The organism is Leeuwenhoekiella blandensis MED217 (genome assembly GCF_000152985.1).
In the GTDB taxonomy this organism is placed as follows: Bacteria; Bacteroidota; Bacteroidia; order Flavobacteriales; family Flavobacteriaceae; genus Leeuwenhoekiella; species Leeuwenhoekiella blandensis.
The window spans coordinates 1,441,934-1,465,465 of sequence record NZ_CH672395.1 but is presented as its reverse complement, the minus strand read 5'-3'; the positions used below and the strand labels follow the sequence as shown (position 1 = coordinate 1,465,465).

Annotated in this window: 20 protein-coding genes and 1 tRNA gene; 8 read left to right on the top strand and 13 right to left on the bottom strand. The window is 39.9% G+C overall.

Going from position 1 to position 23,532, the window contains the following annotated elements:
• Positions 1-10 precede the first annotated feature (10 nt).
• On the bottom strand, positions 11-640 hold the full coding sequence (locus MED217_RS06345; protein WP_009779665.1) for a DUF4290 domain-containing protein: 630 nt from the start codon (positions 638-640) through the stop codon (positions 11-13).
• 120 nt (positions 641-760) lie between these two features.
• Positions 761-1,051: a DUF493 family protein gene (locus MED217_RS06340; protein ID WP_009779664.1), complete on the bottom strand. Its 291-nt coding sequence runs from the start codon at positions 1,049-1,051 to the stop codon at positions 761-763.
• A gap of 146 nt (positions 1,052-1,197) precedes the next feature.
• On the opposite strand from MED217_RS06340, the gene MED217_RS06335 reads away from it, so the two are divergent.
• The 5 genes from MED217_RS06335 to MED217_RS06315 all read left to right on the top strand — a co-directional run bounded on the left by MED217_RS06335 (position 1,198) and on the right by MED217_RS06315 (position 5,731).
• Positions 1,198-1,737, top strand: a complete 540-nt coding sequence (locus MED217_RS06335) for an AAA family ATPase (RefSeq protein ID WP_040532626.1) — start codon at positions 1,198-1,200, stop codon at positions 1,735-1,737.
• A 2-nt stretch (positions 1,738-1,739) separates the two neighbouring features.
• Positions 1,740-3,635: a RecQ family ATP-dependent DNA helicase gene (locus MED217_RS06330; protein WP_230199242.1), complete on the top strand. Its 1,896-nt coding sequence runs from the start codon at positions 1,740-1,742 to the stop codon at positions 3,633-3,635.
• On the top strand, positions 3,632-4,597 hold the full coding sequence (fmt, locus tag MED217_RS06325) for a methionyl-tRNA formyltransferase (RefSeq protein ID WP_009779661.1): 966 nt from the start codon (positions 3,632-3,634) through the stop codon (positions 4,595-4,597). The genes MED217_RS06330 and fmt overlap by 4 nt, the downstream gene beginning before the upstream one ends.
• 189 nt (positions 4,598-4,786) lie before the next feature.
• On the top strand, positions 4,787-5,059 hold the full coding sequence (locus tag MED217_RS06320) for an HU family DNA-binding protein (protein ID WP_009779660.1): 273 nt from the start codon (positions 4,787-4,789) through the stop codon (positions 5,057-5,059).
• Positions 5,060-5,167: 108 nt separating this feature from the next.
• A complete protein-coding gene (locus MED217_RS06315; protein ID WP_009779659.1) occupies positions 5,168-5,731 on the top strand; it encodes a YqgE/AlgH family protein in 564 nt (187 codons plus the stop codon).
• A gap of 7 nt (positions 5,732-5,738) precedes the next feature.
• On the opposite strand, the gene MED217_RS06310 is transcribed toward MED217_RS06315, so the two are convergent.
• Both MED217_RS06310 and MED217_RS06305 read right to left on the bottom strand, forming a co-directional pair.
• Complete coding sequence (locus MED217_RS06310) at positions 5,739-6,581, bottom strand: aminotransferase class IV (protein ID WP_009779658.1); 843 nt, start codon at positions 6,579-6,581, stop codon at positions 5,739-5,741.
• Between the two features lie 53 nt (positions 6,582-6,634).
• A complete protein-coding gene (locus MED217_RS06305; RefSeq protein ID WP_009779657.1) occupies positions 6,635-7,027 on the bottom strand; it encodes an START-like domain-containing protein in 393 nt (130 codons plus the stop codon).
• A gap of 168 nt (positions 7,028-7,195) precedes the next feature.
• Here MED217_RS06305 and MED217_RS06300 point away from each other — a divergent pair.
• Positions 7,196-7,269 (top strand) — tRNA-Met (locus tag MED217_RS06300).
• A gap of 217 nt (positions 7,270-7,486) precedes the next feature.
• Positions 7,487-8,068 (top strand): helix-turn-helix domain-containing protein, encoded by a 582-nt coding sequence (locus tag MED217_RS06295; protein ID WP_009779656.1) that lies wholly within the window; start codon positions 7,487-7,489, stop codon positions 8,066-8,068.
• Here the strand turns inward: MED217_RS06295 and MED217_RS06290 are convergent.
• The 9 genes from MED217_RS06290 to MED217_RS06250 form a co-directional block, all read right to left on the bottom strand.
• Positions 8,065-8,751 (bottom strand): phosphonatase-like hydrolase, encoded by a 687-nt coding sequence (locus MED217_RS06290; protein WP_009779655.1) that lies wholly within the window; start codon positions 8,749-8,751, stop codon positions 8,065-8,067. The genes MED217_RS06295 and MED217_RS06290 overlap by 4 nt on opposite strands.
• Positions 8,752-8,757: 6 nt before the next feature.
• Positions 8,758-9,912 carry a TIGR03364 family FAD-dependent oxidoreductase gene (locus MED217_RS06285; RefSeq protein ID WP_009779654.1) on the bottom strand — a complete coding sequence of 385 codons (1,155 nt, stop codon included), beginning with the start codon at positions 9,910-9,912 and terminating at the stop codon, positions 8,758-8,760.
• Positions 9,902-11,179: a DUF5690 family protein gene (locus MED217_RS06280; protein WP_009779653.1), complete on the bottom strand. Its 1,278-nt coding sequence runs from the start codon at positions 11,177-11,179 to the stop codon at positions 9,902-9,904. The genes MED217_RS06285 and MED217_RS06280 overlap by 11 nt, the downstream gene beginning before the upstream one ends.
• A gap of 259 nt (positions 11,180-11,438) precedes the next feature.
• Positions 11,439-12,482: an alkaline phosphatase family protein gene (locus MED217_RS06275; protein WP_009779652.1), complete on the bottom strand. Its 1,044-nt coding sequence runs from the start codon at positions 12,480-12,482 to the stop codon at positions 11,439-11,441.
• A gap of 7 nt (positions 12,483-12,489) precedes the next feature.
• Positions 12,490-14,073, bottom strand: coding sequence for a purple acid phosphatase family protein (locus MED217_RS06270; protein WP_009779651.1), 1,584 nt, complete (start codon positions 14,071-14,073; stop codon positions 12,490-12,492).
• Positions 14,074-14,075: 2 nt separating this feature from the next.
• Positions 14,076-15,431, bottom strand: a complete 1,356-nt coding sequence (pbfA, locus tag MED217_RS06265; protein WP_009779650.1) for a (R)-1-hydroxy-2-aminoethylphosphonate ammonia-lyase — start codon at positions 15,429-15,431, stop codon at positions 14,076-14,078.
• Positions 15,432-15,440: 9 nt separating this feature from the next.
• Positions 15,441-17,090 (bottom strand): alkaline phosphatase family protein, encoded by a 1,650-nt coding sequence (locus tag MED217_RS06260; RefSeq protein WP_009779649.1) that lies wholly within the window; start codon positions 17,088-17,090, stop codon positions 15,441-15,443.
• Positions 17,091-17,176: 86 nt separating this feature from the next.
• Positions 17,177-18,619, bottom strand: a complete 1,443-nt coding sequence (locus tag MED217_RS06255; RefSeq protein WP_009779648.1) for a SusD/RagB family nutrient-binding outer membrane lipoprotein — start codon at positions 18,617-18,619, stop codon at positions 17,177-17,179.
• Positions 18,620-18,630: 11 nt separating this feature from the next.
• A complete protein-coding gene (locus MED217_RS06250; protein WP_009779647.1) occupies positions 18,631-21,846 on the bottom strand; it encodes a SusC/RagA family TonB-linked outer membrane protein in 3,216 nt (1,071 codons plus the stop codon).
• Between the two features lie 497 nt (positions 21,847-22,343).
• Between MED217_RS06250 and MED217_RS06245 the strand changes: the two genes are divergently transcribed.
• On the top strand, positions 22,344-23,489 hold the full coding sequence (locus MED217_RS06245) for an efflux RND transporter periplasmic adaptor subunit (protein ID WP_009779646.1): 1,146 nt from the start codon (positions 22,344-22,346) through the stop codon (positions 23,487-23,489).
• Positions 23,490-23,532: the final 43 nt, after the last annotated feature.

Genomic DNA, 23,532 nt, shown 5'->3' with positions numbered 1-23,532 from the left:
TTGCTAAAAATTAGTAACGCTTTTTACCGCGTCCAGATTTTTTTCGGTAGTTAGATTTACCTGATTTTTTTGAGCGCATAAGTTTTTGCGCTTCTTTTAGATCTTCATCTTTTTTGGCAAGATTGATCTGCCCATCACTCAATTCAAACAAATGCTTAAAGATCACTTCGTCATCAACGGTATCTTTATTCCAGTTTAGGAAGCATTTTTTCATGTGATTAGCGATAGTAAACTCAAGTGCTTCACGCTTCTGACCTTTCTCCCATTTAACCGCAACATCGATCATACGCTTGATATTGTTTCCGTAGAAACGATATTTAGGATGATTTTGTGGGTAGTCTAAAGGATCAGGATGTTCTTCTAATTTTTCTTTAGAAGGCTTATCATATGGCGAAACAACATCCAGTTTAAAATCACTCATGATAAACAGTTGATCCCAAAGTTTATGTTGAAAGTCGGGCACATCACGCAAATGTGGTTGCAAATTACCCATCACCGCAATAATACTGCGCGCAATGATATTGCGTTTTTTCTCATCCTCTTCTTCAACTGCCTGATTCACCATTTTTTGCAAATGGCGTCCATATTCTGGTATTATGAGCTTTTCACGCTCTGTGTTATATTCTAATTGATCTATCAACTGTAAAAATTTAAGTGAAGTTGTCTCTTAAAAGAAACGATAAGGCAAAGTACTAAAAAATGTAGAAAAGCCCACAGCCCAAATTTAATTTAATACGATTTATACGCTGTTTTAATGCGATTATAATGAAATAACCCCTTCTACCTTGGCTACTTCTTTGTATTTGGCAATAACCGCGTCAGGATTTTTCATCTTTACGTGAATAGAAACGCTGGTGTATGTGCCTTTGCTTGACGCTTTAGTATTGATCACCGCTCCCATATTGTCAAAGATATTTTCTATCTCTGCAATTTTTTGATTGTCTGAAGGAACAATAAATTTGTATAAATACTGTGAAGGCCACAATGTGGTTTCTATTAATCTGCCCTTGAGTTTTTTATAAAATGCTTCGGTATTTTTATCTGTGCTCATTGCCTGTTTTTAGGATGCAAAGATACCATTCTCAAGCTAATTTTTTAATCGGGCGCTATTTGAGTATTTTTACCATCTTAATCAAGAAACATACCACCAAAGCACGAATCCTGCTCGTGGTAATTTTCAGCATAAATTAGATTGATTTGACAGCAAAACGCATCGTCTTAATTGGAGGGCCAAGTACAGGAAAAACAACATTGCTCAATGCGCTTAAGGCACACGGGTTTCCTTGCCTTGATGAAGTGTCTCGCGAGGTTATAAAAGCTGCACAACAAGAAGGTATAGAACAACTTTTTCTTACCGAACCGCTGCTTTTTAGCGATAAGCTTCTAGAACGTCGCATCCAGCAATATCTGGATGCAGGAGCGCTGGAGGCTAACCATGTTTTTATTGATCGTGGGATCCCAGACGTTACGGCGTATATGGATTTTATTGGTCAAGACTACCCGGAGCGTTTTACTAAAGCAAGTGAGAACTACAGGTACGATCATATTTTTCTACTACCCTTATGGCAAGACATTCACGTTACCGATAAAGAGCGCTATGAAAGTTTTGATGAGGCGAAAAAAATTCAAGATGAATTGGTTAAAACCTACCAAGCTTACGACTACAATCCTATCGAAGTTCCTAAAGTTGGGGTTGAAGAGCGCGTGGCATTCATTCGTAAAAATCTAAGTCTATGAGTATGACTCCGCAAGAAGCTTTACAAAAGTTTTGGGGTTATGCGTCTTTTAGACCTAAACAACTTGAAATCATAACATCGGTGCTTGAGGGCAAAGACACTTTTGCGCTCTTGCCTACCGGTGGCGGTAAATCACTATGTTATCAAATTCCTGCAGTAGTTACCGAAGGGATAACTGTGGTCATTTCGCCCCTACTTTCCTTAATGAAGGATCAGGTTTTACAGTTAGAAAAGCGCAACATTAAAGCATTACATATCCCCGGCGGAATCAGGTATCAAGACCTGGACATCTTACTAGATAATTGTATTTACGGAAATTATAAACTCTTATATCTATCCCCTGAGCGCTTGCAAAACGAACTGGTTCTTGCGCGCCTCAAACAAATGAACATCAACCTCATTGCTATAGATGAAGCGCACTGCATCTCCCAATGGGGGCACGATTTTAGACCTGCATATCGCAACATTCAAGACTTTAGAGCGCAATTTCCGGAGGTCAATTGCATTGCACTTACCGCTACTGCTACAAAAAAAGTACAAGAAGATATTATAGCACAACTTGAGCTGAAAGAAGTAAGCTTAATTCAGGATTCTTTTCTGCGGAGAAACCTTGCCTACAAAGTACTTTTTGAAGAAGATAAACATCACAGATTGATTCAACTGTTTAAAAAGTTTACAGGCAGTGCAATTGTTTATGTGCGTAGTAGAAAAACCGCTCAAGTATACACTCAGTTTTTAACCGAACGCGGTTTTACAGCTCAGTTTTATCACGGTGGCTTAGACAATGTCGAACGTCAAGCGCGCTTTTTAAGTTGGTCACAAAACAAAACCCAAATTATGGTAGCCACCAGCGCCTTTGGGATGGGAATCGATAAGGCCGATGTACAAACCGTTGTACACGTAGAACTTCCTGAGAGCTTAGAAAGCTACTTTCAGGAAGCAGGAAGAGCCGGAAGAAATGCAGCTTCTGCCAGTAGCATAATTTTTTATAATGCTTCAGATAAAGAGCGGCTCAATAATCAGTTTCTGCGCGTACTGCCTTCAGTATCTTTTGTGAAGAAGATTTATAAAAAACTGAATAGCTTTTTCCGTATCTCTTATGGCGAAGGCGAACAGGAAACACACCGTTTTGACTTTATGGATTTCTGCAAAACCTATAGTCTCAATACGCTGCTAACTTACAATGCACTCACCCTTCTTGACCGAAACAGTGTAATTATCCTGAGTCAGGAGTTTTACCGGAGAGCGAGTTTACAGTTTACAGTATCACCCATTAATTTGACCTATTACCTTATTAAAAATCCGGGAATTGACTCCATTGTAAAAAGTATGCTGCGCACCTATAGCGGCATTTACGATCAGCCGATACTTATAGACCACGCGCTCATAGCAAAAAAAGCAGGTGTGCCTCTGGTTAAAATTCACAAGACTTTATTGCAGCTTCACAAAGATGACGTCGCGCTATACGATCATACCAACGCAGATACCAAAGTGACCTTTTTGGTACAACGTGAAGATGATCTTAGCATCAATCGCATTGCAAAAGCGATAAACGCGCAGAACACCCGCAAAGTAGAACAGGTAAAAAGTATGCTTAATTATATTGAAACGCCTGTATGCCGAAGTAAACAGCTGCTTGCATATTTTGAAGAAAAGCAAGAAGAACCCTGCGGAATCTGCGATATTTGTCGAGAAAAGCTCAAGAGCGGAAATTCCAGAAATTATCAGGATTTACAAACTTTAATAATTAAAACTTTAGCTGAAGGTCCCGCTTCTTCAAGAACACTTATTGAAACGCTTAGTATTGAAGACGAAGCAGCACTTCTTAAAATGCTCAAAAGACTATTGATGAATAAAAAAATAAGCCTAACCCCTTCAAATTTATATAAACTTCTATGAGAGATTTACGCATTGTTTTTATGGGCACACCAGATTTTGCTGTTGCCGGTTTACAAAAATTAGTCGAAAATAAACTGAATGTTGTAGGAGTGATAACCGCTCCGGATCGCCCTGCCGGTCGTGGTCAAAAAATTCAACAAAGTGCGGTAAAAAAGTTTGCTTTAGCTCACGATCTGCCCGTCTTACAACCCACCAATTTAAAAGCGGAAGAATTTCTCTCAGAATTAAAAGCGTTAAACGCCAATTTGCAAATCGTCGTTGCTTTTAGAATGTTACCGCAACAGGTCTGGCAAATGCCAGAATTTGGCACCTTTAATTTACATGCTTCACTTCTCCCCGATTATCGCGGAGCAGCGCCTATCAACTGGGCGATCATTAAAGGAGCACAAGAAACCGGGGTTACCACCTTTTTTATTGATGAAAAAATAGATACGGGAGCGATCATATTTCAAGAAAAACTGAAGATTGCGCCAGACGAAAATGCGGGATCGTTACACGATCGCCTCATGCATTTAGGAAGTGATCTCATTCTTAAAACCGTAAAAGCCATTGAGCAAGGTGAGGTTGCGACTACAGTACAACCTAAACAAGAGCAGCTGCATACGGCATACAAACTTACCCGCGAGAATACTAAAATCGATTGGTCAAAACCCGTTGAAGCGATTTATAATCACATTAGAGGTTTGAGTCCGTATCCGGTGGCTTGGACGCATTTTACCAATGGTGATGCTAAAGAACAACAATTAAAGGTGTATAAGGCTACTATCACTAGTGCTGAGCAAAGTCAGGAATTAGGTAAAGAACCTATCGGTAAACTCAAAGTTTTTAACGACCAACTGTTTGTTGCTACTGAAAATAATTGGTTGCGTTTGGATGAAATTCAGCTTTCTGGTAAAAAGAGAATGCCAGTAAAAGATCTCCTAAATGGTTTTACCTTCCAAGATGAAGCTAAAACGTTGTAATACTAGACATACCGCGATTTTCGTTATATTTTGTTAAAATTGGTTTCCGTTATCAACAAATCGTTAAAGTTATCAACATAAACCCCGATTTCCTGCGCTATTGCTTGCGTGAACAAAATATCCGTCTAAATTTGTTAGGACAATAAACAAAAGTTTAACCGACATTTAATTTTTTTAAAATTTAAAATTATGAACAAATCAGATTTAATTGATGCAATGGCAGAAGATGCTGGAATTACTAAAGCAGCAGCTAAAAAAGCATTAGAATCATTTTTAGGAAATATCGAGAAATCATTAAAAGGTGGAGACCGCGTTTCATTAGTAGGATTCGGTTCTTGGTCTGTATCTAAGCGTGCAGCTCGTGAAGGAAGAAACCCACAAACTGGAAAAACTATCCAAATCGCTGCTAAAAACGTAGTGAAGTTTAAAGCAGGTTCAGATTTATCTGACGCTGTAAACTAAGTCTTTTTAGATATACAATATCAAAAGCCCCGATTATCGGGGCTTTTTTATGCATGTTATTTTTTTGTTAATTAAAAAAAATGAAGTAGTTTAGAACAAAACAAGTCTATGACGACCAAAAAGCCTCAGAAAGGTAAACTTCTAATCGCAGAACCTGCTATTATTGGGGATGTTTCCTTCAATCGCTCTGTTGTCTTATTGGCAAACCATAACGAGGACGGCTCTGTAGGTTTTATTCTCAACAAACCGCTTACTTTCACTTTAAATGAGCTGATTCCTGAAATTAAAGGAGACGAAATGCAAATTTACAATGGTGGCCCTGTAGAACAGGACAATCTATACTTTTTGCATAAAGTACCAGATCTTATTCCTGAAAGTATTGAGATCTCTAACGGCATTTATTGGGGCGGTGATTTTGATACCGTGGTAGAGCTTATAACTGCAAATAAAATTTCTACTGACGAAATACGTTTCTTTTTGGGCTATTCGGGATGGGATTGCAACCAGCTTGATAGTGAATTAGACGCAAACGCCTGGATCGTTACAGACAACACCTACGATAAAGAAATAATCAATAAATGCTTTCCTGAACTTTGGAAAGAAAAAATGCTTGAACTGGGAGGCGAATACTTATTATGGTCTAATGCTCCTGAAAATCCAAGCAATAATTAAAAGCTCTTTACTTTCCTAGACGGGCTTTCGCATTAAGCTTACCTAAAATATTTTTAGCCACTTCGTTAGTATAGGTTTTCTTACGGTACTTCGTAATGGGTTGAATCCCTGCAATGGCATTGGTTATAAAAAGTTCGTCTGCCTTTTGCAATTCAAATGGCGAAATCGCTGCTTCTTCAAGCGTATATTCTTCTAACTTACCTATGATATCTTTAAGTTGCTTACGCACGATTCCACGAAGGCATCCTTCTTCTAAAGGTGGCGTTTTAATGGTGTTTCCTTTAACTAAAAATAAATTTCCATTCAGGGCTTCTACCACAGATTTATTGGTATTAAGCAAAAGACAGTTGGCATAGTTATTCTCTTTTGCATAAATGCTTCCGGTGACGTGAATGATTTTATTAGCAGTCTTTAACGTAGAAAGCAGGTCTGCATTCACATAATGGTCTTTGTAGAGTTCTACTTCGTAGTCCTCTTCATTCAGCGTAAAAAAAGGATCCTTCAATGCTTTAGCAAATGCGTAATAAGACACATTGTTGTCTTCCGGAAGGTATTTACCGCCTTCATTACGAATAACCGTAAGTCGTACACTAGCTGCCTTATCTTTTAACCCTTCAGCATCAATGAGTTTAAGAAGTTCGTCTTGCAAATCTTCTAAGGTAAAATGCATAGGGATTTCCATACGTAGGATACGCATGGAAGCCATTAATCTGAAGTAATGATCTTCCCAAAAAAACAGTTTCCCTCCAGAATATCTGATGGTTTCAAAAACGGCATCGCCATACAACATCCCTCTGTTGTGTGCTGAAAATTGTGGCGTTTCGGTAAGTGTTCCGTTAAAATTGATCATAAAAAAAGTCCCTTTTTTCAAAGGGACAAATATAAGATTTAAGAATAGGTTTCTTAGTTAGAACCTATGATATGTTTTAACTCTGCGATTTGATTTTCCCAAAACATTTTTCCTTCGTCGATCTCATCTTCTTCGGCAAAATCGGTAACGATTAAAGAAACATCTTTTGTGATCTCATCAACGACAATACGCAACTCAAAGAAGTACAGATTTTCATCTTCTACATCATCCATCCATCTAAACTTGATACGCTCATCACTTTTCTTACCCAGCAATTTTGCTTTCTCTTCACTCCCATTCCAGATGAAAGTATAATACTCACCACGTGAGTTTACGTTATCTGCAAACCACTCAGACATTCCTGAAGGTGAAGACATATATTGATATAATAATGAAGGCGATGCCTGTATAGGAAACTCTATTTCAAATTTTACTTTTTCTTCCATTGATTCTTTATTCGGTTGGATTGCCAATATAAATATTAATTACAGAGTAAAAAAGATTCGCCCTATTTTTTTATTTTAATATTAAGATGCTTGCCAACTTGATAAATGTTATTATATTTGCACCCGCTTAGGAAAAAGGCTTGGGCTTTCTTTTTAAGTTTAAAATTTGGCGAGGTAGCTCAGTTGGTTAGAGCGTCGGATTCATAACCCGGAGGTCGGGGGATCGTGCCCCCCTCTCGCTACACAATTTAAAGGCAGTTGCAAAAGCAATTGCCTTTTTTTATTCCCGTACTTTAAGCACATTTAAGTTTTAAAAATCAGCATTTTATTCAGCTTCTATCAAAATAATGTGCTGCCGTGGAAATACACCAAAGTTTTAAGATATTTACAAATAGTAAAAATCCTCGAGGCAAATCTCGAAGTACTTAACTTCGATTATTGAGTAAAATTTAGTCAGAATTGGAAGATTATATCATTGGCATTGGGAAACGCATTCGCGAAATCAGAAAAGAAAAAGGACTTACCATCAATACCGTAGCTTCTAGCGCCGAAGTGAGCAACGGACTTATCTCACGCGTTGAAAACGGGCGTACGATTCCCTCACTACCTGTTCTTCTGAATATTATTGCTGCACTAGATACTGAAGTTGCCTCCTTCTTCAATAGTTTACCTCAAGGCGGAAAAACAGCATTTATTGTTTCACGCAAAGAAGAACATGCTATTATTGAAAAGGAAGACGATGCTAAAGGTTTTCAATACAAATCTATATTTGGAAAATCGCTTTCATCGATCGCTTTTGAAGCAGTGCTACTCGAAATACAGCCGGGATCTGAGCGTGGCAAAGTAGAAACCGACGCTTACGAATTTAAATATATGCTTAGCGGAAGCTGCGTCTATAACATAGGAGATGAAGAAGTCACCTTACACCAAGGAGATTCTATATTCTTTGACGGTAGAATTCCCCACGTACCTATCAATCGCACGACTGCACCAACATCGATGCTGGTGCTATATTTCTATTTAAAAGATGCTGAAAACTAGGACTTGATCAATAGTGCTTCAAGTTCTGTTAGCGTATTTAAAATATAATCAGGTTGTGACTTTTCTAATTGTTCACGCGTTTGTGCGCCGCTTAAGACACCTACGGTCAAACCACAATTGGCATTTTTACCTTCGATAATATCGATTTCAGAATCCCCTGCTTTAAGTACTTCAGCCGAATCTGTAACTCCAAACGCGTCCATCGCTTTTTGAATCATATCAGGTGCGGGCCTTCCATTTGCTACATCATCTGCTGTAATAAGCATATCGATGTCTTCTCCTACATTCCATTCTAATTTAGCTAAAAGTTTTGTCGCAGTTTTTGCATCATATCCCGTATTGAGTACCACGTGAATATCCTGCTTCCGTAAGGCTTTAAAAAAGGCTAACATCCCGTCAAACGTATTGATCTCCAACGTATCGTATGCCAATTCTAAAGCTGGTTTAAAGGCTGCAAAAGCTACAGCTGCCTCTTTTTTGACATCATTAGAAGCGGTGCAGTGGGTTAATACATCGGTTATGGCTTGATGCTTTTCTTTTCCTGCACCATACTCCAAAACCTGATCAAGGCTAACAGTGTATCCCAGATCATTGATTACTTTTTGAACCGTCTTATAAACGATATTATTCTCATTAACAGTAGTTCCTGCCATATCAAAAACGGCAAGTTTTATAGTATGCATACGTATTTAATTAAGTATAATTTCTAGGTGATGTTTTGCAAAACCGGCGCTTCCGGTCATTCCTTTTCCGCCGATGCCTGTTGCAACATGAATGCGAGCGTCGATATCTTTTAAGAAAATATCCTGAGTTTTACACTGCGAGTAAATTCCATACCAGCGGTCTTGGATTTCATAAGTGGGTAAATCGAAGATCTTTTTGGCTTCAGCGATCATAAAGTTGTCAATGTCCATATTCAAATCATAGCCCAAATCTTCAATTTTGTCTGCATCGGCATATTCGTGTGAATCTCCCAGAATCACTGAGCCGTCTGCCGCCTGTTTAAATAGCATATGAACACCCCATTTTTTCTCTAGACCTTTAGGATCTTCTTGGGCTTTTATCGCTTGGAAGGAAGGACACTCGTAAAATGCCTCATAACGCCTGATAGACAATCCTGTCAAAATTGAACCTGGCAATTCAAAATTGTGCTGCGGCTTGGTCTGCATCATTTGCAATTTAGAAAGCTGCAAATCACTTTCGGCAAACAGCCTTGGGTATAAGGTTTTAAAATCACTGCCGTTACAGATAAGCACTTGCGCTGCATAAAATGCTGTGCCGGCAGCAGTGGTCACTTCTACTTGATCACCCAGCGTTTCTAAGTGAACGGCTTTTGTATTTGTAAATAAATCTAGGCGTTTTTGTTCTACAAGATACTGCTGCAAGCGGTGAATCATCGTTCGTGGTTCTACCGTCACCTCATCTGGAAAAAACAGGCCGGCCTTTACATAATCTGCCCGTAAACCGGGATATTTTTCAAGACATTGGGCTTTGGTAAGTAAGGTTGAAGAATACTCATTTTGCTTATTTATATCGGAAAGTTCTTCGATAAGTTGTACTTCTTCAGCATTAGAAGCGAGATACACTGATCCGTTTTGACGAATGGTAATATCAAACTCTTTCTGAATCGCTTTATAAATAGCTAAGCTTTCTCTTCCAAAATTTTGCCACTTGGTGTTCATCCCAGACGGAACAACCTGACCAAAATTACGGGTTGTAGCTCCCTGAGGTCTGCTACTTTGCTCCAAAACCGCAACACGTAATCCTTTATTTAAAGCATGATACGCGTGAAAGGTTCCCAACACTCCACCGCCTACAACGAGCAGATCATATTTAATTTTCATAAGCCACAACATTAAATTTCGCTTTGCGATGTTTTTTTCGCAGATAAAAGAATGAAACAACCACACTTATACTCCCAATGATCGAAAGCCAGTAGGCGCCATTGATAAAAAACTTCAACCAGGAGATTGTACTCATCCCAAAATTCTTGTAGAGCAAGACCGCCATACTCCCTAAATACCCAAAAGCATCTGCCAGATAAATTAGAAAACCGGCGTTGCCTTTAATTCGAAAGGCAGCAATAAACCTATCAAAGAACAATGCATTAAAGGGAACGTAGCAGATGTATAAACCAAATCCTGAGATCACCATCCATAAAAAGGGGTTAAGCAGTTGCGCTTGCAACAGAAAGGTGGCAATACCTACTGAAAATGTACCAAAAAGTAATATACCGTGATAGGTAAGTAAGGCTTTCAAATTATCTTTGATCGCGTACACTGAAGCCAAAATGATCAAAACCAAAAAAGCCACCACCAGTTCTGAAGTACTGTACACCGAAATATCTCCTGCATAGCCCAAGCCGTCCCATAGTTCGCGCGCATAATTATCTCGCAAGTCCCTAAACGCGGTAAGTACGATATAAAACAGAATAAGAATAAACAAGGGTAAAGCAAATTGCTTGATAACGTTGCTTCGGTCTTTGGGGCGCATGGGAACACGCTCTACGCGTAAAGCTTTTTCTTCTTGTGTAGGTTGTGGCACGGTTTCTAACAAACGGGCAAAAAACACTAGTGGAATTATAAACAATGCTCCGGTAACGGCCGGCATCCAAAACTGTGTAACACCCCAACTTGCCATTACCCATAAACCTATAGATTTTACAACACCACTCGAAACGATAAAACTGGTGCATAAAATCACGCCGAGAATTTCGGTATATTTTCTTCCCTCAAGGTAAGAGAAAACAATCCCCCAAATCATTCCCAGCGGCAGTCCATTAAAAAATAAAAAAATGAAATTGTAGGGTTGGGATACCCACCCAAAAAGAATTAACGCAACTTCAGAAATCCCTATCAATCCCAGGAGATATGCTAAACGTTGCCGCGGTTCTAATTCTGAAATTACTTTTATACCAATAAACTTAGAAAGCATATATCCTAAAACCTGAGTGATGATCAGGACTATTTTATAGTCGATACCCAAAACACTTAGATCTTCAAAAGTGGCAACAGCAAATGGCTTTCTAAACGCATACATACAGAAATATGCACCAAAAGCGGCTATGGAAGCCTTGCTCACAAAAGCCAAATCTTGTTTTTTAATACCCATAGTACTTCTCGAATAAACCGGCCGAGAGCTTTAAACCCCATCGACCGGTATTTTAAAATTTAAATACAAACAAGCACCTCAAACATAAACAAAAGTTTACTTATAATAAAATTAAAGTCTTTTTAATTGATATTATTTTACAAATAATAAACATATTTAAAGCATCCCAATAAGGCATTGGTTGGAAACTAATTTTCAATTTCGAGGCATCCCGATAGCTATCGGGACAGAGATTAATCCCTTTGGCGGTGCAAATAAACTAGTTAAGTATTTCCTCGATGAGGGGAACAATACGCGTAGGATATAATTGCTCTACAGATTGCACTTCGCCAAGTGCGGCTCCGCCCTTTCCTAAAATAATCAACCACGTCTCGTCTGCGCCTTTGATGTCACTGCCGTGACTCCTCCAAGTATCTAAAGGCTGCGTTCCTCTACCGTGATCTGTGGTTATGATGAACGTAGTTTGATCCTTATAAAACGGATCTGATTGAATAAAACCCCATAATTCTTTGAGCATCGCATCGGTAGTATGTGCCGAATGTAGATAAGCATCATATTCGCCGTCGTGTGCAAAATCATCGGTTTCTCCATATGCGATGTAGACTAAACTTGGATGTTTCTTTTTGAGATACTCTAAAGCGTAGTGATGAGTAAAAGCATCGAGACGCACACTTCCCCAAGGACTCGGAATCTCCTTTTGCAACTGATTTAAAAAGTCTTCGCGATCTGTGAGTGGTAGTGTTTCTGCCGAATCAAAAGCTGCATTCACCGGAACACCACTGCGTTCTTCATTGATGATAAATGGAAAAACATCCCAACTGCTAAAAGCGGCTACCTTACCCTTGTATGCTTCTGTTTTATTTATTTTTTCTAAAATGGTACGGTTAGGATTCTGAATTTTAGCGTTACTTTTTATGCGCTCATCATCAGCTTTACCGGTAAGAATTTCATTGTATCCGGGATACGAAAACCACATCGCATTCGTCAAATTCACTTTACTGCCTAATGTTCTGTTCCCGTGTATTTCTCCAAGGTTTACCACTTCATTCCAGATGAAAGGCAACAGCGCTTTGCGTCGTGCTTCGGATGTAGGTCGCCAAAATTCAGCCTTTAAACCAGTGGTGTCTTGTACATAATTTTTATTGGCAATCAACGCAGGATCTGCTCCGGTAAACAATTCTTGCCAGCGAAAACCGTCGAGTGTTACTAAAACTACTTTTTGCTCGGTCGCCTCTTGTGCGACTGCCTTGTTGATTCCTGCAATCGCAATACAGAGGATCGCAGCGATTAGTTTAATTCTCATAAGGCTTTTAATTTGTTTTGAAGGTTGCTACTTCAGACCAATCACTCCAACTCAAATACTGATCGCGATAACGCACACGCCAGAAATAGGTTGTTTGTGGTTTTAAACGCGCTAACATTTCGTCTGTAAGATCATCATCCTTTTGCCTATTTTCTTCATAATACCAGTTTTCTGATTGTTTCCAACGGTCTACCTCCGGGTTTTCGAAATCAGCAGAAGTAGCCAATTGCCAATGCGAAGCGGTATGGGTACTCGTTGCTCGTCCTCCTTCAAAGCCTGAAGCTTTTAAGGTAATTTTTGTAGTAGCTATTTCTTCCTCTTTAGGCGAAAGCGCTTCCGGAGCTTTTGGTTTTTGATTCAGTTTATAAACTGTGATCTCATCTGTAACTTCATTGTCTTTGGGGTTTATGGTATTCCCGCGACTGATGCGTTTCAGGCTAATTTTTGGATCTGCAGGATTAGGGTCTACATTGACCATCACAAAACCATACTCATCCTGCGTTACGGTAAACTCGTCATAATCCCGACCTTCAAATTCGCCCCAATTGTCAATTGCCCCACCGGCCGAAGCTACATTTACCCAAAGATGATTGTGGTCTCTAGACTGCCCGCGGGAATAGCCGTGGGTATGCCCAAAGAAATGTACACTAGGTTTTCCTGTTTTGTCTGAAAATGCCTCGAGCATTTTGACCACTTTTCCGGTCGATTCTTCCTCTCCCGGAATCCATAATTCTGATTTATACGGATGATGCAACTGCGCAAATACAAAATCAATATCATCAGCATTCTCGGTTTCTTTAAGTACATTTTCAAGCCAAGTATACTGCTGTCGCAGATCGCGATATTCATCATTAGAATCTAAACCAATGATACGCACATTTCCGTAGTCTTTATACCACCAGTGCTCTGCAAAAGCGGGATCACCATTTTCTGGCAGGCTGAAGTATTTGAAGAAAAACTGAGAATTCTGTTCGTGATTTCCGGGAACCGGATAAACAGGCACCTCAGAAAATAGTTTTTCTGAAGGTTTAAAGAAATCGGTGTTCCACTGCTCGTAATTACTTCCCTGAGCGACCAAATCACCGGGAATCATCACCAAAGCCAAATTATCGGGCACTTCACCCCCAAACTGCTCCTGTAGATACTTCATAATTCCTTCATTGACCACTTCATTAAACTTATCGGGTTGACTGCGGTCTATTTGCATATCACTCATCGCGATCAGGTTAAAAGCTTCTGCTTCTCCAGAAAACGGAGGGGTTTTAAACTGAAAGATGTCAGACGTGAGTTTATCGGTTTTTACACGGTAATAATAGGTTGTAAAACGTTGTAAGCCGGTAAGCTGCACCTCATGCAATCGCGAGGCTCCAAAAGTCACTTTATACGAACTTCCCTCTGCCGATTTCCCCAGTTTTTCTGAAGTACCATACTCGACCCTACTTTCACCATCTATGGCGGTTTCCCATTTGATGATGATCGAATTTGGTTCGGCGTCTTGTAAATAAGGTTTTACAATAAATGAATTTTCCTGTGCTTGTATAATGCCATAAAAAGAGCACATTAAAAGCAACAAATAGGTTTGTAATTTCATAGTTATGCTTGTGTTATTTTGTAGAAAGCTGTTCTTAGAATGTTTAGAGCTTCAGCGAGTTGAGTTTCAGTTATGGTAAGTGCGGGACAAAGCTGCAATACATTTCCTTTAGAAACTTTAAAGCTCAACCCATTTTTGAGACATTCATACATTATAGCTTCAGCCTGTGCCGAAGCTTTTTCTTTAGTCACCCGACTGGTAACCAGTTCGATTCCCCATAAAAGTCCGATGCCGCGCACATCGCCAATCAATTCAAAATCGGCTTGCAGCTGATTCAGTTCGGCTTGCATCATTCCTTCTAGATAAACCACGTGTTCGAGCAGGTGTTCTCCTTCGATTATTTCTAATGTGGTATGTGCTGCCGCTGCGCCCATCGGACTTTTTTCAAAAGTGTAATGCCCTAAAGAGATTTGATTAAATTGATCAAACTCCTTTTTAGTAACTATCGCCGCCTGCGGAATGATACCGCCACCAAGGCCTTTTCCTAAGCACAAAATATCAGGAATAATATCATAATGTTCATAAGCAAACAATTTTCCTGTGCGACCAAGGGCAATGGGAATCTCGTCTAAAATGAGTAATACGCCATACTGATCACAAAGCTTGCGGGCTGCTTTCCAAAAGTGTTTTGACGGAATTTGCGCATCGGTATTGCGAACTGTTTCTGCTAAAAAAGCCCCGATCTGGTTGTCTTTGGCAAGAATATATTCGAGATATTCTAAAGCCTTTTCCTCGTTGCTTTCATAAATCCCACGATACGTGATTGGCGGCGGAATACGTTCTACGCCCGGCATCATAGGTCCCATTTGCTCTCTAAAAACCGACTCACCACTCACGCTTACCACATCAAGAGAAGCGCCGTGAAACGAATCCCAAAAGGAAAGCACCTTGTATTTTCCCGTTACCGCTCTAGCCAATTTCAAAGCGATCCCCACAGCCGAACTTCCGTTTGGAGTCATTAAAATTTTGTCTAAACCGGGAGTGAGACTGGTTAATTTTTCAGCAAAATTTATTGCTGTTTTGTTGGTATAGCGTCGTGTCGAAAAGGTAAGCGCATCTAGTTGTTGTTTTAAAGCTGCTACAAGTTTAGGATGTGAAAATCCCAACTGATGCACGTTGTTTCCGTGGAAATCAAAATAATTCTTACCAGAAGTATTGGTGATCAATGCACCTTGAGCATTTGCCAGAACATCAAGACAAGGCGTTGATAAAGCCTGATGCATAAAATACTTGGCATCTTTCTCCAGTAAAGTTTTAGCTTCGGTAGAAACTTGATCTTTAAGCCACGTTTTTCTGGCTTCCGAAAGGTTGATATCCCCTTCTACTATCATCTCATTTTTTGAAAGCTTTTCTTTCATCCTGATGTTTTAGTCTTGACTCAATTTATCTGCAGGAATGATTTGTTTACCAATTCCCGGCCCTTTGTATTTGGCATCCAAATAATATCCGCCACCGTCATTAAAATACTCAATTTTAAGCGTATGCTTTCCTTTTGCTATAGATACGCTGCCACTTCGCTCCTGCACACCGTGGTCGCCATCGTTATTTACCACAAGTTGGTTATCAACATAAAGCTTGCTTCCGTCATCACTTGTCGTGTAAAACGTATACTCGCCTGGTGTCAGAACCTCCAGTTGCGCAGTAAAGACCAGTGCGGTATTTGTTGTTTCAGAAATTTCATCAAGAACTTCAGTTGAAAACTCCATCGTAACTCCCGATAGCTTAGGTTTCTTATTGGTAAAATCTGGAAGCGCACTTAAAGGTTCTTCCTGAAAGATCGCATAGGTCACCCCTGGCTTTTTTGAAGCGGAAACAAAACGATAATTTCCTTCTGCAATTTTGCTTTGGGTTTTGCCTTCTTCTACAACTATTGCACTTACGAGCGTGGTTTGATCTACGTAAAACGGCGCATCATATTTTACCGCATGTTTAGCACTAGGGTCACTTCCATCTAGCGTATAATAAATGCTCCCTGAAGCATTAGGATTGTTAATAACCACCGAAACCTTCTCTTGAAACAATCCTCCAGCCGGTGCATAGGGTCCGTTTTGTGGTTTAAATTGAGGTGCTTGTAAAGCTTCTACCTTTTTATACTTCAAAACCGGTTTCTCATACCCCACAAAAGCACTTTTTACCGGTCTGCCTATCCACGCTTGCGGAGTTTCTAAACCGGCCATAAAAGCTACTGTCGCGGCATTGTCGTATTGATACACCGTCTCTTCGATAGCATAGCCTTTTTTTACATTTTTTCCATAAAGAATAAACGGAATAAGTACCTCATCGAGCGATTCACCACCGTGTCCTTTTCCGAGACCGCCGTGATCTGAAGACACGATAAAAACCGTTTCCTCAAAAATCCCTGCATCCTGAGTCGATTTGATAATATCGCCAATAAGGAGATCGGCCTTTTCTACCGCTTCATAATAACTCGCGCTGCCGTGACCTTCACTATGTCCTGCGTGGTCCACGTGGTCCAAATGAATAAAAGTAAAGTCTGGTTTATGCGCTTTGATATAGTTGATGGCTTCTTGAGTCGTTTTATCTTCGTGGTCTGCATCAATATCAAAATCAACATCTGCCGGATTGTACAATCTCCCAAAACCATCCCAATCATAAATGGCGCCAACGTGTGCTTCCGGCTTTTGATCGTGGAATAAGGTGAAAATACTAGGAAAACGACTATCTCCTCCTGAAACAACCGCAGGAAGTGTATAATCGTTTACGTCCCAACCGTTGGAAGTGATCCCGTGTTGTTCGGTAGCTGCGCCCATGAGCATACTCGCCCAATTAGAACTTGAGCTCGAAGGTAAAACCGACCGCGCTTGAAGCGTGGATGCTCCATTTTTAATGAGACTATCCAGCACCGGTGTTTTGGCATTTTGAATTCCATTGGGACTCATCCCATCTACCCCAATAACCACAAGGTGTTTAATACCAAGTTCTGGTTCATCGTTTGTATCGCAGGCTACTAAAATCAACACAGCGAGCGCAGTGCTTAACTTTAAAAACTTATTCATAATTAGCTGTTTCATATCTAAACTAAAAACAGGTAAGGGTTACTCAACAAACTTGAGCAACCCAACCTGAGTTTTGAAGTTGATGGTTAGTAACGGGTACCGGTTTCCCACCAGCCTTTTACATTGATATTATCTCCCCCCATTGCACCTACAGCTGCTTGATAATTGGCGGTATTCAACGTTTGCTCTGATGAAGGATACAAGAAACGCACAGGATACAAATCTCCATTGAGGCTGTCTGGTCCCGGTTCTAAAGCTGGCAAACCGGTTCTTCTGTAATTGAACCAACCTTGATAATCTACATTCCAAAGGGCGATGGTTTTCTGGGTCAATAGTAATTCTAACGAACCGTCATAAGCTACCGCCGGTTGCGCTAAATACGCCGTTACATCGGCATCGTTTACGCCCCAGTAATTCATACTTGCTCGTACTCCCGCATTATAAAATGCTTCAGCATTACCGCTTATGATTCCACGCGCTACGGCTTCGGCTAAAATGAATTGTACTTCTGAGTTTTTCATAATAAAAGCTTCGGCATCTGTTGCTGAATAATAAAACAAATCAACATCTAAACGACTCGGACTATTTGCATCATCAAAAGCACGTGCGTTATCTTGATTTAGACCGATAGGCATTCCTACCCAGTTTCCATCACTGTTACGATCAAACCAAATATCTAATCGAGGATCGTTAAATCTGTTGAAATACTCTAAGGCCGTATCGCACAAACTCTTCTCATCAAAACCTCCAATACGACCGGTGCTTTGTGGCCAAGAATCTGTATTCGAAGTTCCGCTATAGGTTAAGGTTGCATTATCTGAATTAGAGCTGATGTAGTTTCCTGCATTTACAATGGCTTGCATCGCTGAAGACACATCGCGCTGCTTCGAAATACGTAATAAGTAACGCAATCTTAAGGCGTTTGCCAATTTTCTCCACTGTGCAGGGTTACCATCGTAAATCACATCTCCAGAAGCACCGCTTATGCTTTGATTTTGGGCTAAGGCAGCATCTGCCGCTGCCAGATCTGCCAAAACACCGTCGTAGATCATTTCCTGATTGTCGTAAACGGGTGTAAAAATCCCTTCAGATTGACCGGCTAAAGCTTCAGCGTAGGGTACGTTTCCGTAGAGATCTGTAAGGTTTGCAAAACACAACGCACGCAACGTAAGTGCAATACCCTCATAAGTGCTGTTCTGTGTTCCTTCGGCACGAGAAATCTCTAGAATATCGTCGATTTCCGGAAGAATTCCGTAGAAAAAATTCCACATTCCCTGATCTCCCCAATCAAACTGCGCAAAACCCGGAAAGTTATTTTTTGCCATCAATTGGGTGATCGTGTTACCGTCACTATAGCCCTCTTGAGTAAGCGTTCTGGTAATTTCTGAAGTTACCGTAGAAGTAAGCAAGTTTGCACTTACTGCTTCTGGAGCATTTGGGTTGGTATTGATTTCTTCAAAATTGTCTGTACAGCCAGTTATCAAAAGACAAGCGAGTACAAGAATTTGTATGATAGTTAGTTTTTTCATCGTGTGTTTTCTTAAAATTCTAGATTTAGATTTACACCATAACTGCGCGTGCTAGGCAGTGCCATATCTTCAACTCCGGGAACAATAGTGCCTCCTGAGAATGAAATACTTTCTGGATCTACGTGGTCATTTTCTGTCCATAACGCCAGGTTTCTACCTACAAGCGAAATAGTTGCAGAAGTAAACGGCACAGTGTTAAACCATTTCTTAGGCAAGTTATAGCCTAGTTTTACCTCTCTTAGTTTTACATAAGTTGCGTCAAACATAGAGCTCTCTTCATTACTACGGTTATACACGTGCGAATAGTAGTTTGAAGCAGATACGTTTTGTGTATTGGGTGAGTAAGACCCGTCGCCATTTTCTACAACACCTGCCGCTACAATACCTGTTTCTCTACCCGGCACTGTAAAATCGAGCATTCCTGTAGTTCCTCCAATGGCCACAGTGCGTGAATGAAATTCTCCTCCTTGTCTCCAATCAAAAAGAAAACTGAAGTTGAAATTTTTATACTGAAAGCTATTCTGGAAACCAACCATAAAGTCCGGACTGTAATTACCCAATTTTCTCAACTCGTTATCTACTATAGGAAGACCGGAATCTGGATTGATAATCCACTGACCAAAATATTGACTGTTAGGATCTTCAACCTTACGGAAACCGGTACCGTATAAATCGCCTATGCGCTCGCCTACTCGTGCTCCTACAGTCAAATAGTTACTCTTGATCGTGTAAAAATCTAGCCCGTCTGTAAGTTCTTTAACCTCACCTCTGTTTGTGGTAAAGTTGATCGAAGAATTCCATCGGAAATTATCGGTACGTACCGGAGTGGCATTTAAGGTGATTTCTAAACCGCGGTTTTGAACTTCACCCGCATTGATCACACGCGAACTATATCCCGAAGTATTAGATACCGGAAGCGATATAATTTGGTTCTTTGTCGTGGACTGATATACGGCTACATCCAGACCTAAACGATTTTTGAAAAAACGCACATCTGCACCCAATTCTATTGAATTGGTTTTTTCAGGCTTTAAATCAGAATTTCTTAATTCTGAAGGCGAATACACTCTCGAGAATCCGTTAAAGGTATCACCAAAACCATAGGTTGCAGCAAGGTTGTATGGGCTGGTATCGTTACCTACAACCGCATAACCTCCTCTAATTTTTGCAAAGCTGATCGCTTCTGGCATTTCAAACATATCAGAAAGAATAGCACTTACACCTGCAGATGGATAGAAATAACTGTTATTATCTTCAGGAAGTGTAGAAGACCAATCATTTCTGGCGGTGAGGTCTAAAAACAAATAATTTTTATAGGCTAAATTTCCAAAGGCATAAGCACTGTTTACTCTAAATTCGCTGTCATAATCATTTGTCGTAAGTGGCTCTGCTGCGTTTCCGAAGTTATAAATTGCAGGAATCGAAAGAGAATTAGCACTTATACGCTGATAACGATTTTTCGCCACACGATGGTTTGCTCCAACAGAAATACCAAAGTCTAAATCTTCGGTAAGCACCTTGTTGTAAGACAAAAGGAAGTCGGTATTTTGTTCTTGAGCAAAAATATAATCCTCACGATATTGTCCATTAGGAAAACGCTGTGTTGAGTATGCTCGTTTGCGCATATCAAGCTCATTTGAATAGTCTAGCCCTGTACGAAACATAAGATCTAAACCATCTGCCAGTTTAAGATCGGCGCGCATATTAGTGATCACACGGTCACGGTTAAAGGCATTGGTATTTTCATATACCGTGAAGAATGGATTGTCGTGATAGTTATAGTTATAATTAAACTGTTGCACGTTTTCTAAGCCCGGCTGCCAGTAGTCTCTAAGACCATTCATATTGATATGACGCCCAAACCAAATCCATAAATACATCACGTTTTCTGTACCATAGGAATTGTTAGGACGGTTGTCTGAATTAGAATTGATGTAATTCATCGAAGCAGTGACTTTTAACCAATCGGTTAAATTATACGAACCATTGATCGCGTAAGTGCGTCTTTTAAAATTTGAATTCGGAACGATACTTTCACTATCTAAATCTGTAAACGAAACTCTAAAGTTTCCGTCTTTATTAGCGCCCGTTAACGCGATGTTGTTACTCATCGTAAAACCGGTTTCAAAAAAGTCTCTAATATTATCAGGATGCGCAACAAATGGCGTTGCGATGATCTCATCTGCAAAAGTTCCATCAGCATTACGCGGTCTCAAATTGACATCACCTGCTCTAAATCCGCTTGTCGTCGGACTATCGTGCTGCGGAATCAACTGGCCGTTAAGTGCAGGTCCCCAGCTCTCATCAACGTGATCGTTTACACCACCTGTTATCGAGCGATTTTGACCACCATCATTAAAAGCAAACTGCCCGTTTGAACCTTGACCGTATTCATTTTGATATTCTGGTAAAGTAAGTAAGGTCTCAAAAGTAGAATTGTGATTAAAAGAAACGCCAATTCCTTTAGTTCCTTTACCCGACTTTGTAGTGATCAAAACAACACCATTTGCACCACGCGAACCGTAAAGTGCTGTTGCGTTAGGGCCTTTAAGTACGGTCATTTCTTCAACATCATCAGGGTTGATATCCATTGCGCCGTTACCAAAATCTACTTCCATATTACCGTCTCCACCGGCATTATTAACGTTGTTATTAATAGGAATTCCATCTACAACAAAAAGTGGGGAATTAGCGTTAGGACTTGGGTTTAAAGAGTTTTCACCACGAATGATGATCTGCGAACTTGAACCTACTCCGCTGTTACCGCCGGTAACCCGTACACCGGCCATTTTACCAGATAATGAGTTTACAACATTGGTTTCCTTAGCCTCAGCGAGATCATCTCCTTCTACTTTTTGTACAGCGTATGCTAGTTTTTTGGTAGATCGCTTAATCCCTAAGGCTGTTACTACAACCTCATCAAGACTTTGAGCATCCTCTTCCAATACGATCGTAATTTCTGATTTTCCGGTTATATCTACTTCCTGAGATTTGAATCCCATAAAGGTTACTTCAAGTAGATTTTCATTTTCAGGAATAGCTATAGTAAAGTTTCCATCAAAGTCGGTTACCACACCTACAGTAGTGTTCTTAACCACAACGCTTGCCCCGGGAAGTGGCATTCCGTTAGTGTCTGTCACCGTACCTTGAAGCGACCTATCCTGAGCGAACAGCACAGTAGCCAAAAAGAACAGCGTAATTTGTGTTACATAAATTAGTTTTTTCATTGCTTGGATCAATTATTAATATTAGTAAATAATTAATCACAAATTTTGTCATATTTTGACTATATGTAAACTTTTGAGTTTTACGAAATCTTTAACAGCGTTTAAAATTTAGGTTGCCCCTCTGTACTATCTTATCTCAAAACGTCGCTCTTAGGGTAAGAATCAGATAAACGTTAAGGAATTATTAATGATTCTGGGGTTTTGGGATTGGCACAATTTTAAAAGAAGCTACGATCAAAGAAATCAGTCTTATTCCTATCAATGTTCTTCAAGCAGTATTCTTAACATCTTAGTCAAGAGCTACGCCTCACAACCTGATCAATTTCCACAAAAGTGTAGATTATTTCTACACTTTTCTACAGCTGTTTCCATACTTCCTTTTTCTCAAAAAAGCGCTAAACCCCTATAAAACAAGACAAAATGATTCATCCAGCTTCCTAGTGTCGTTTAGGTCTCATTCTTGAATACTATTATGTGGAAACCTAAAAAATTGAAATATGAATTATTTAAATAACCCCAATACAAAGTTTGCGATCATTCTTGCGCTTTGTCTTGCTGCTTTTACATCTTGCCGAGAGGAAGAGGTAGAAGATGAAGGATTGCCATTACCGGTGATCAGCTTACAAGAAACCAGTGCTGCTAAGAATTTTGAATACATCGGGTCTATAGAAGGTGTTGAATCTGTTGAGATCAGACCCCAAGTTGATGGCATTCTGGAAGAAATATATGTTGATGAAGGCGAGTTTGTTGAAAAAGGACAGCCTTTATTCAAAATAAATAGTCAGCCGTATATGGAAGACTATAAAAATGCGATGGCTAACGTAAATCTTGAAAAAGCTAAACTAGAAAAAGCAAAAAGCGACGTTGAGCGTTTACAGCCACTTATTGATAATGAAGTGATTTCTGAAGTGCGTATGAAATCGGTTAAAGCAGATTATCAAGTGGCACTTTCATCCTTGCAACAAGCGCAGGCGCAAGCTGCCAATATGCGTATCAACTTAGATTTCACAACAATTAAAGCTCCTGTAAACGGATTTATGGGACGTATACCAAAATCAATAGGTAATGTGGTTAAGAAAACAGATTCTGAGCCCTTGACCAATCTTTCTAACGTAAATGATATCTATGTGTATTTTTCTATGAGTGAGTCTGACTACCTCTATTTTGAGCGTGCTAAAAATGACAAAACTTCAAAGAAAAACAAGGTAAACGATCAAGTTAAATTAGTTCTGGCTGATGGTTCTATTTACGAGCACGGTGGTAAGATTGATGCGAACTCTGGTCAAATTGATCGTTCTACAGGTTCGATTACTTTAAGAGCAAAATTCAATAATCCGGACACCTTACTACGCTCTGGTAACACCGGTAAAATCTTGATGGAAGAGATTTACCCATCTGCGATTCTCGTTCCACAAAGTGCTACAACCTTTATTCAGGATAAGAAATTCGTTTTTATCCTAGACGAAAACAATGTTGCACAACGTCGTGAGATCATCACAAAAGGACGTTCTGGTGATAACTATATCGTAGACTCCAAAAGTTTATCTCCTAAAGATCGCATCGTGGTTTCGGGATTAGATAAATTGGCTTCTGGCATCAAGGTTAAACCTATACAGAGAGGCCAGCTTACCAGCAGTCTATAACATCCTAGACACATTTTAAGAGTTCTTATTTCGTATTAAGTCT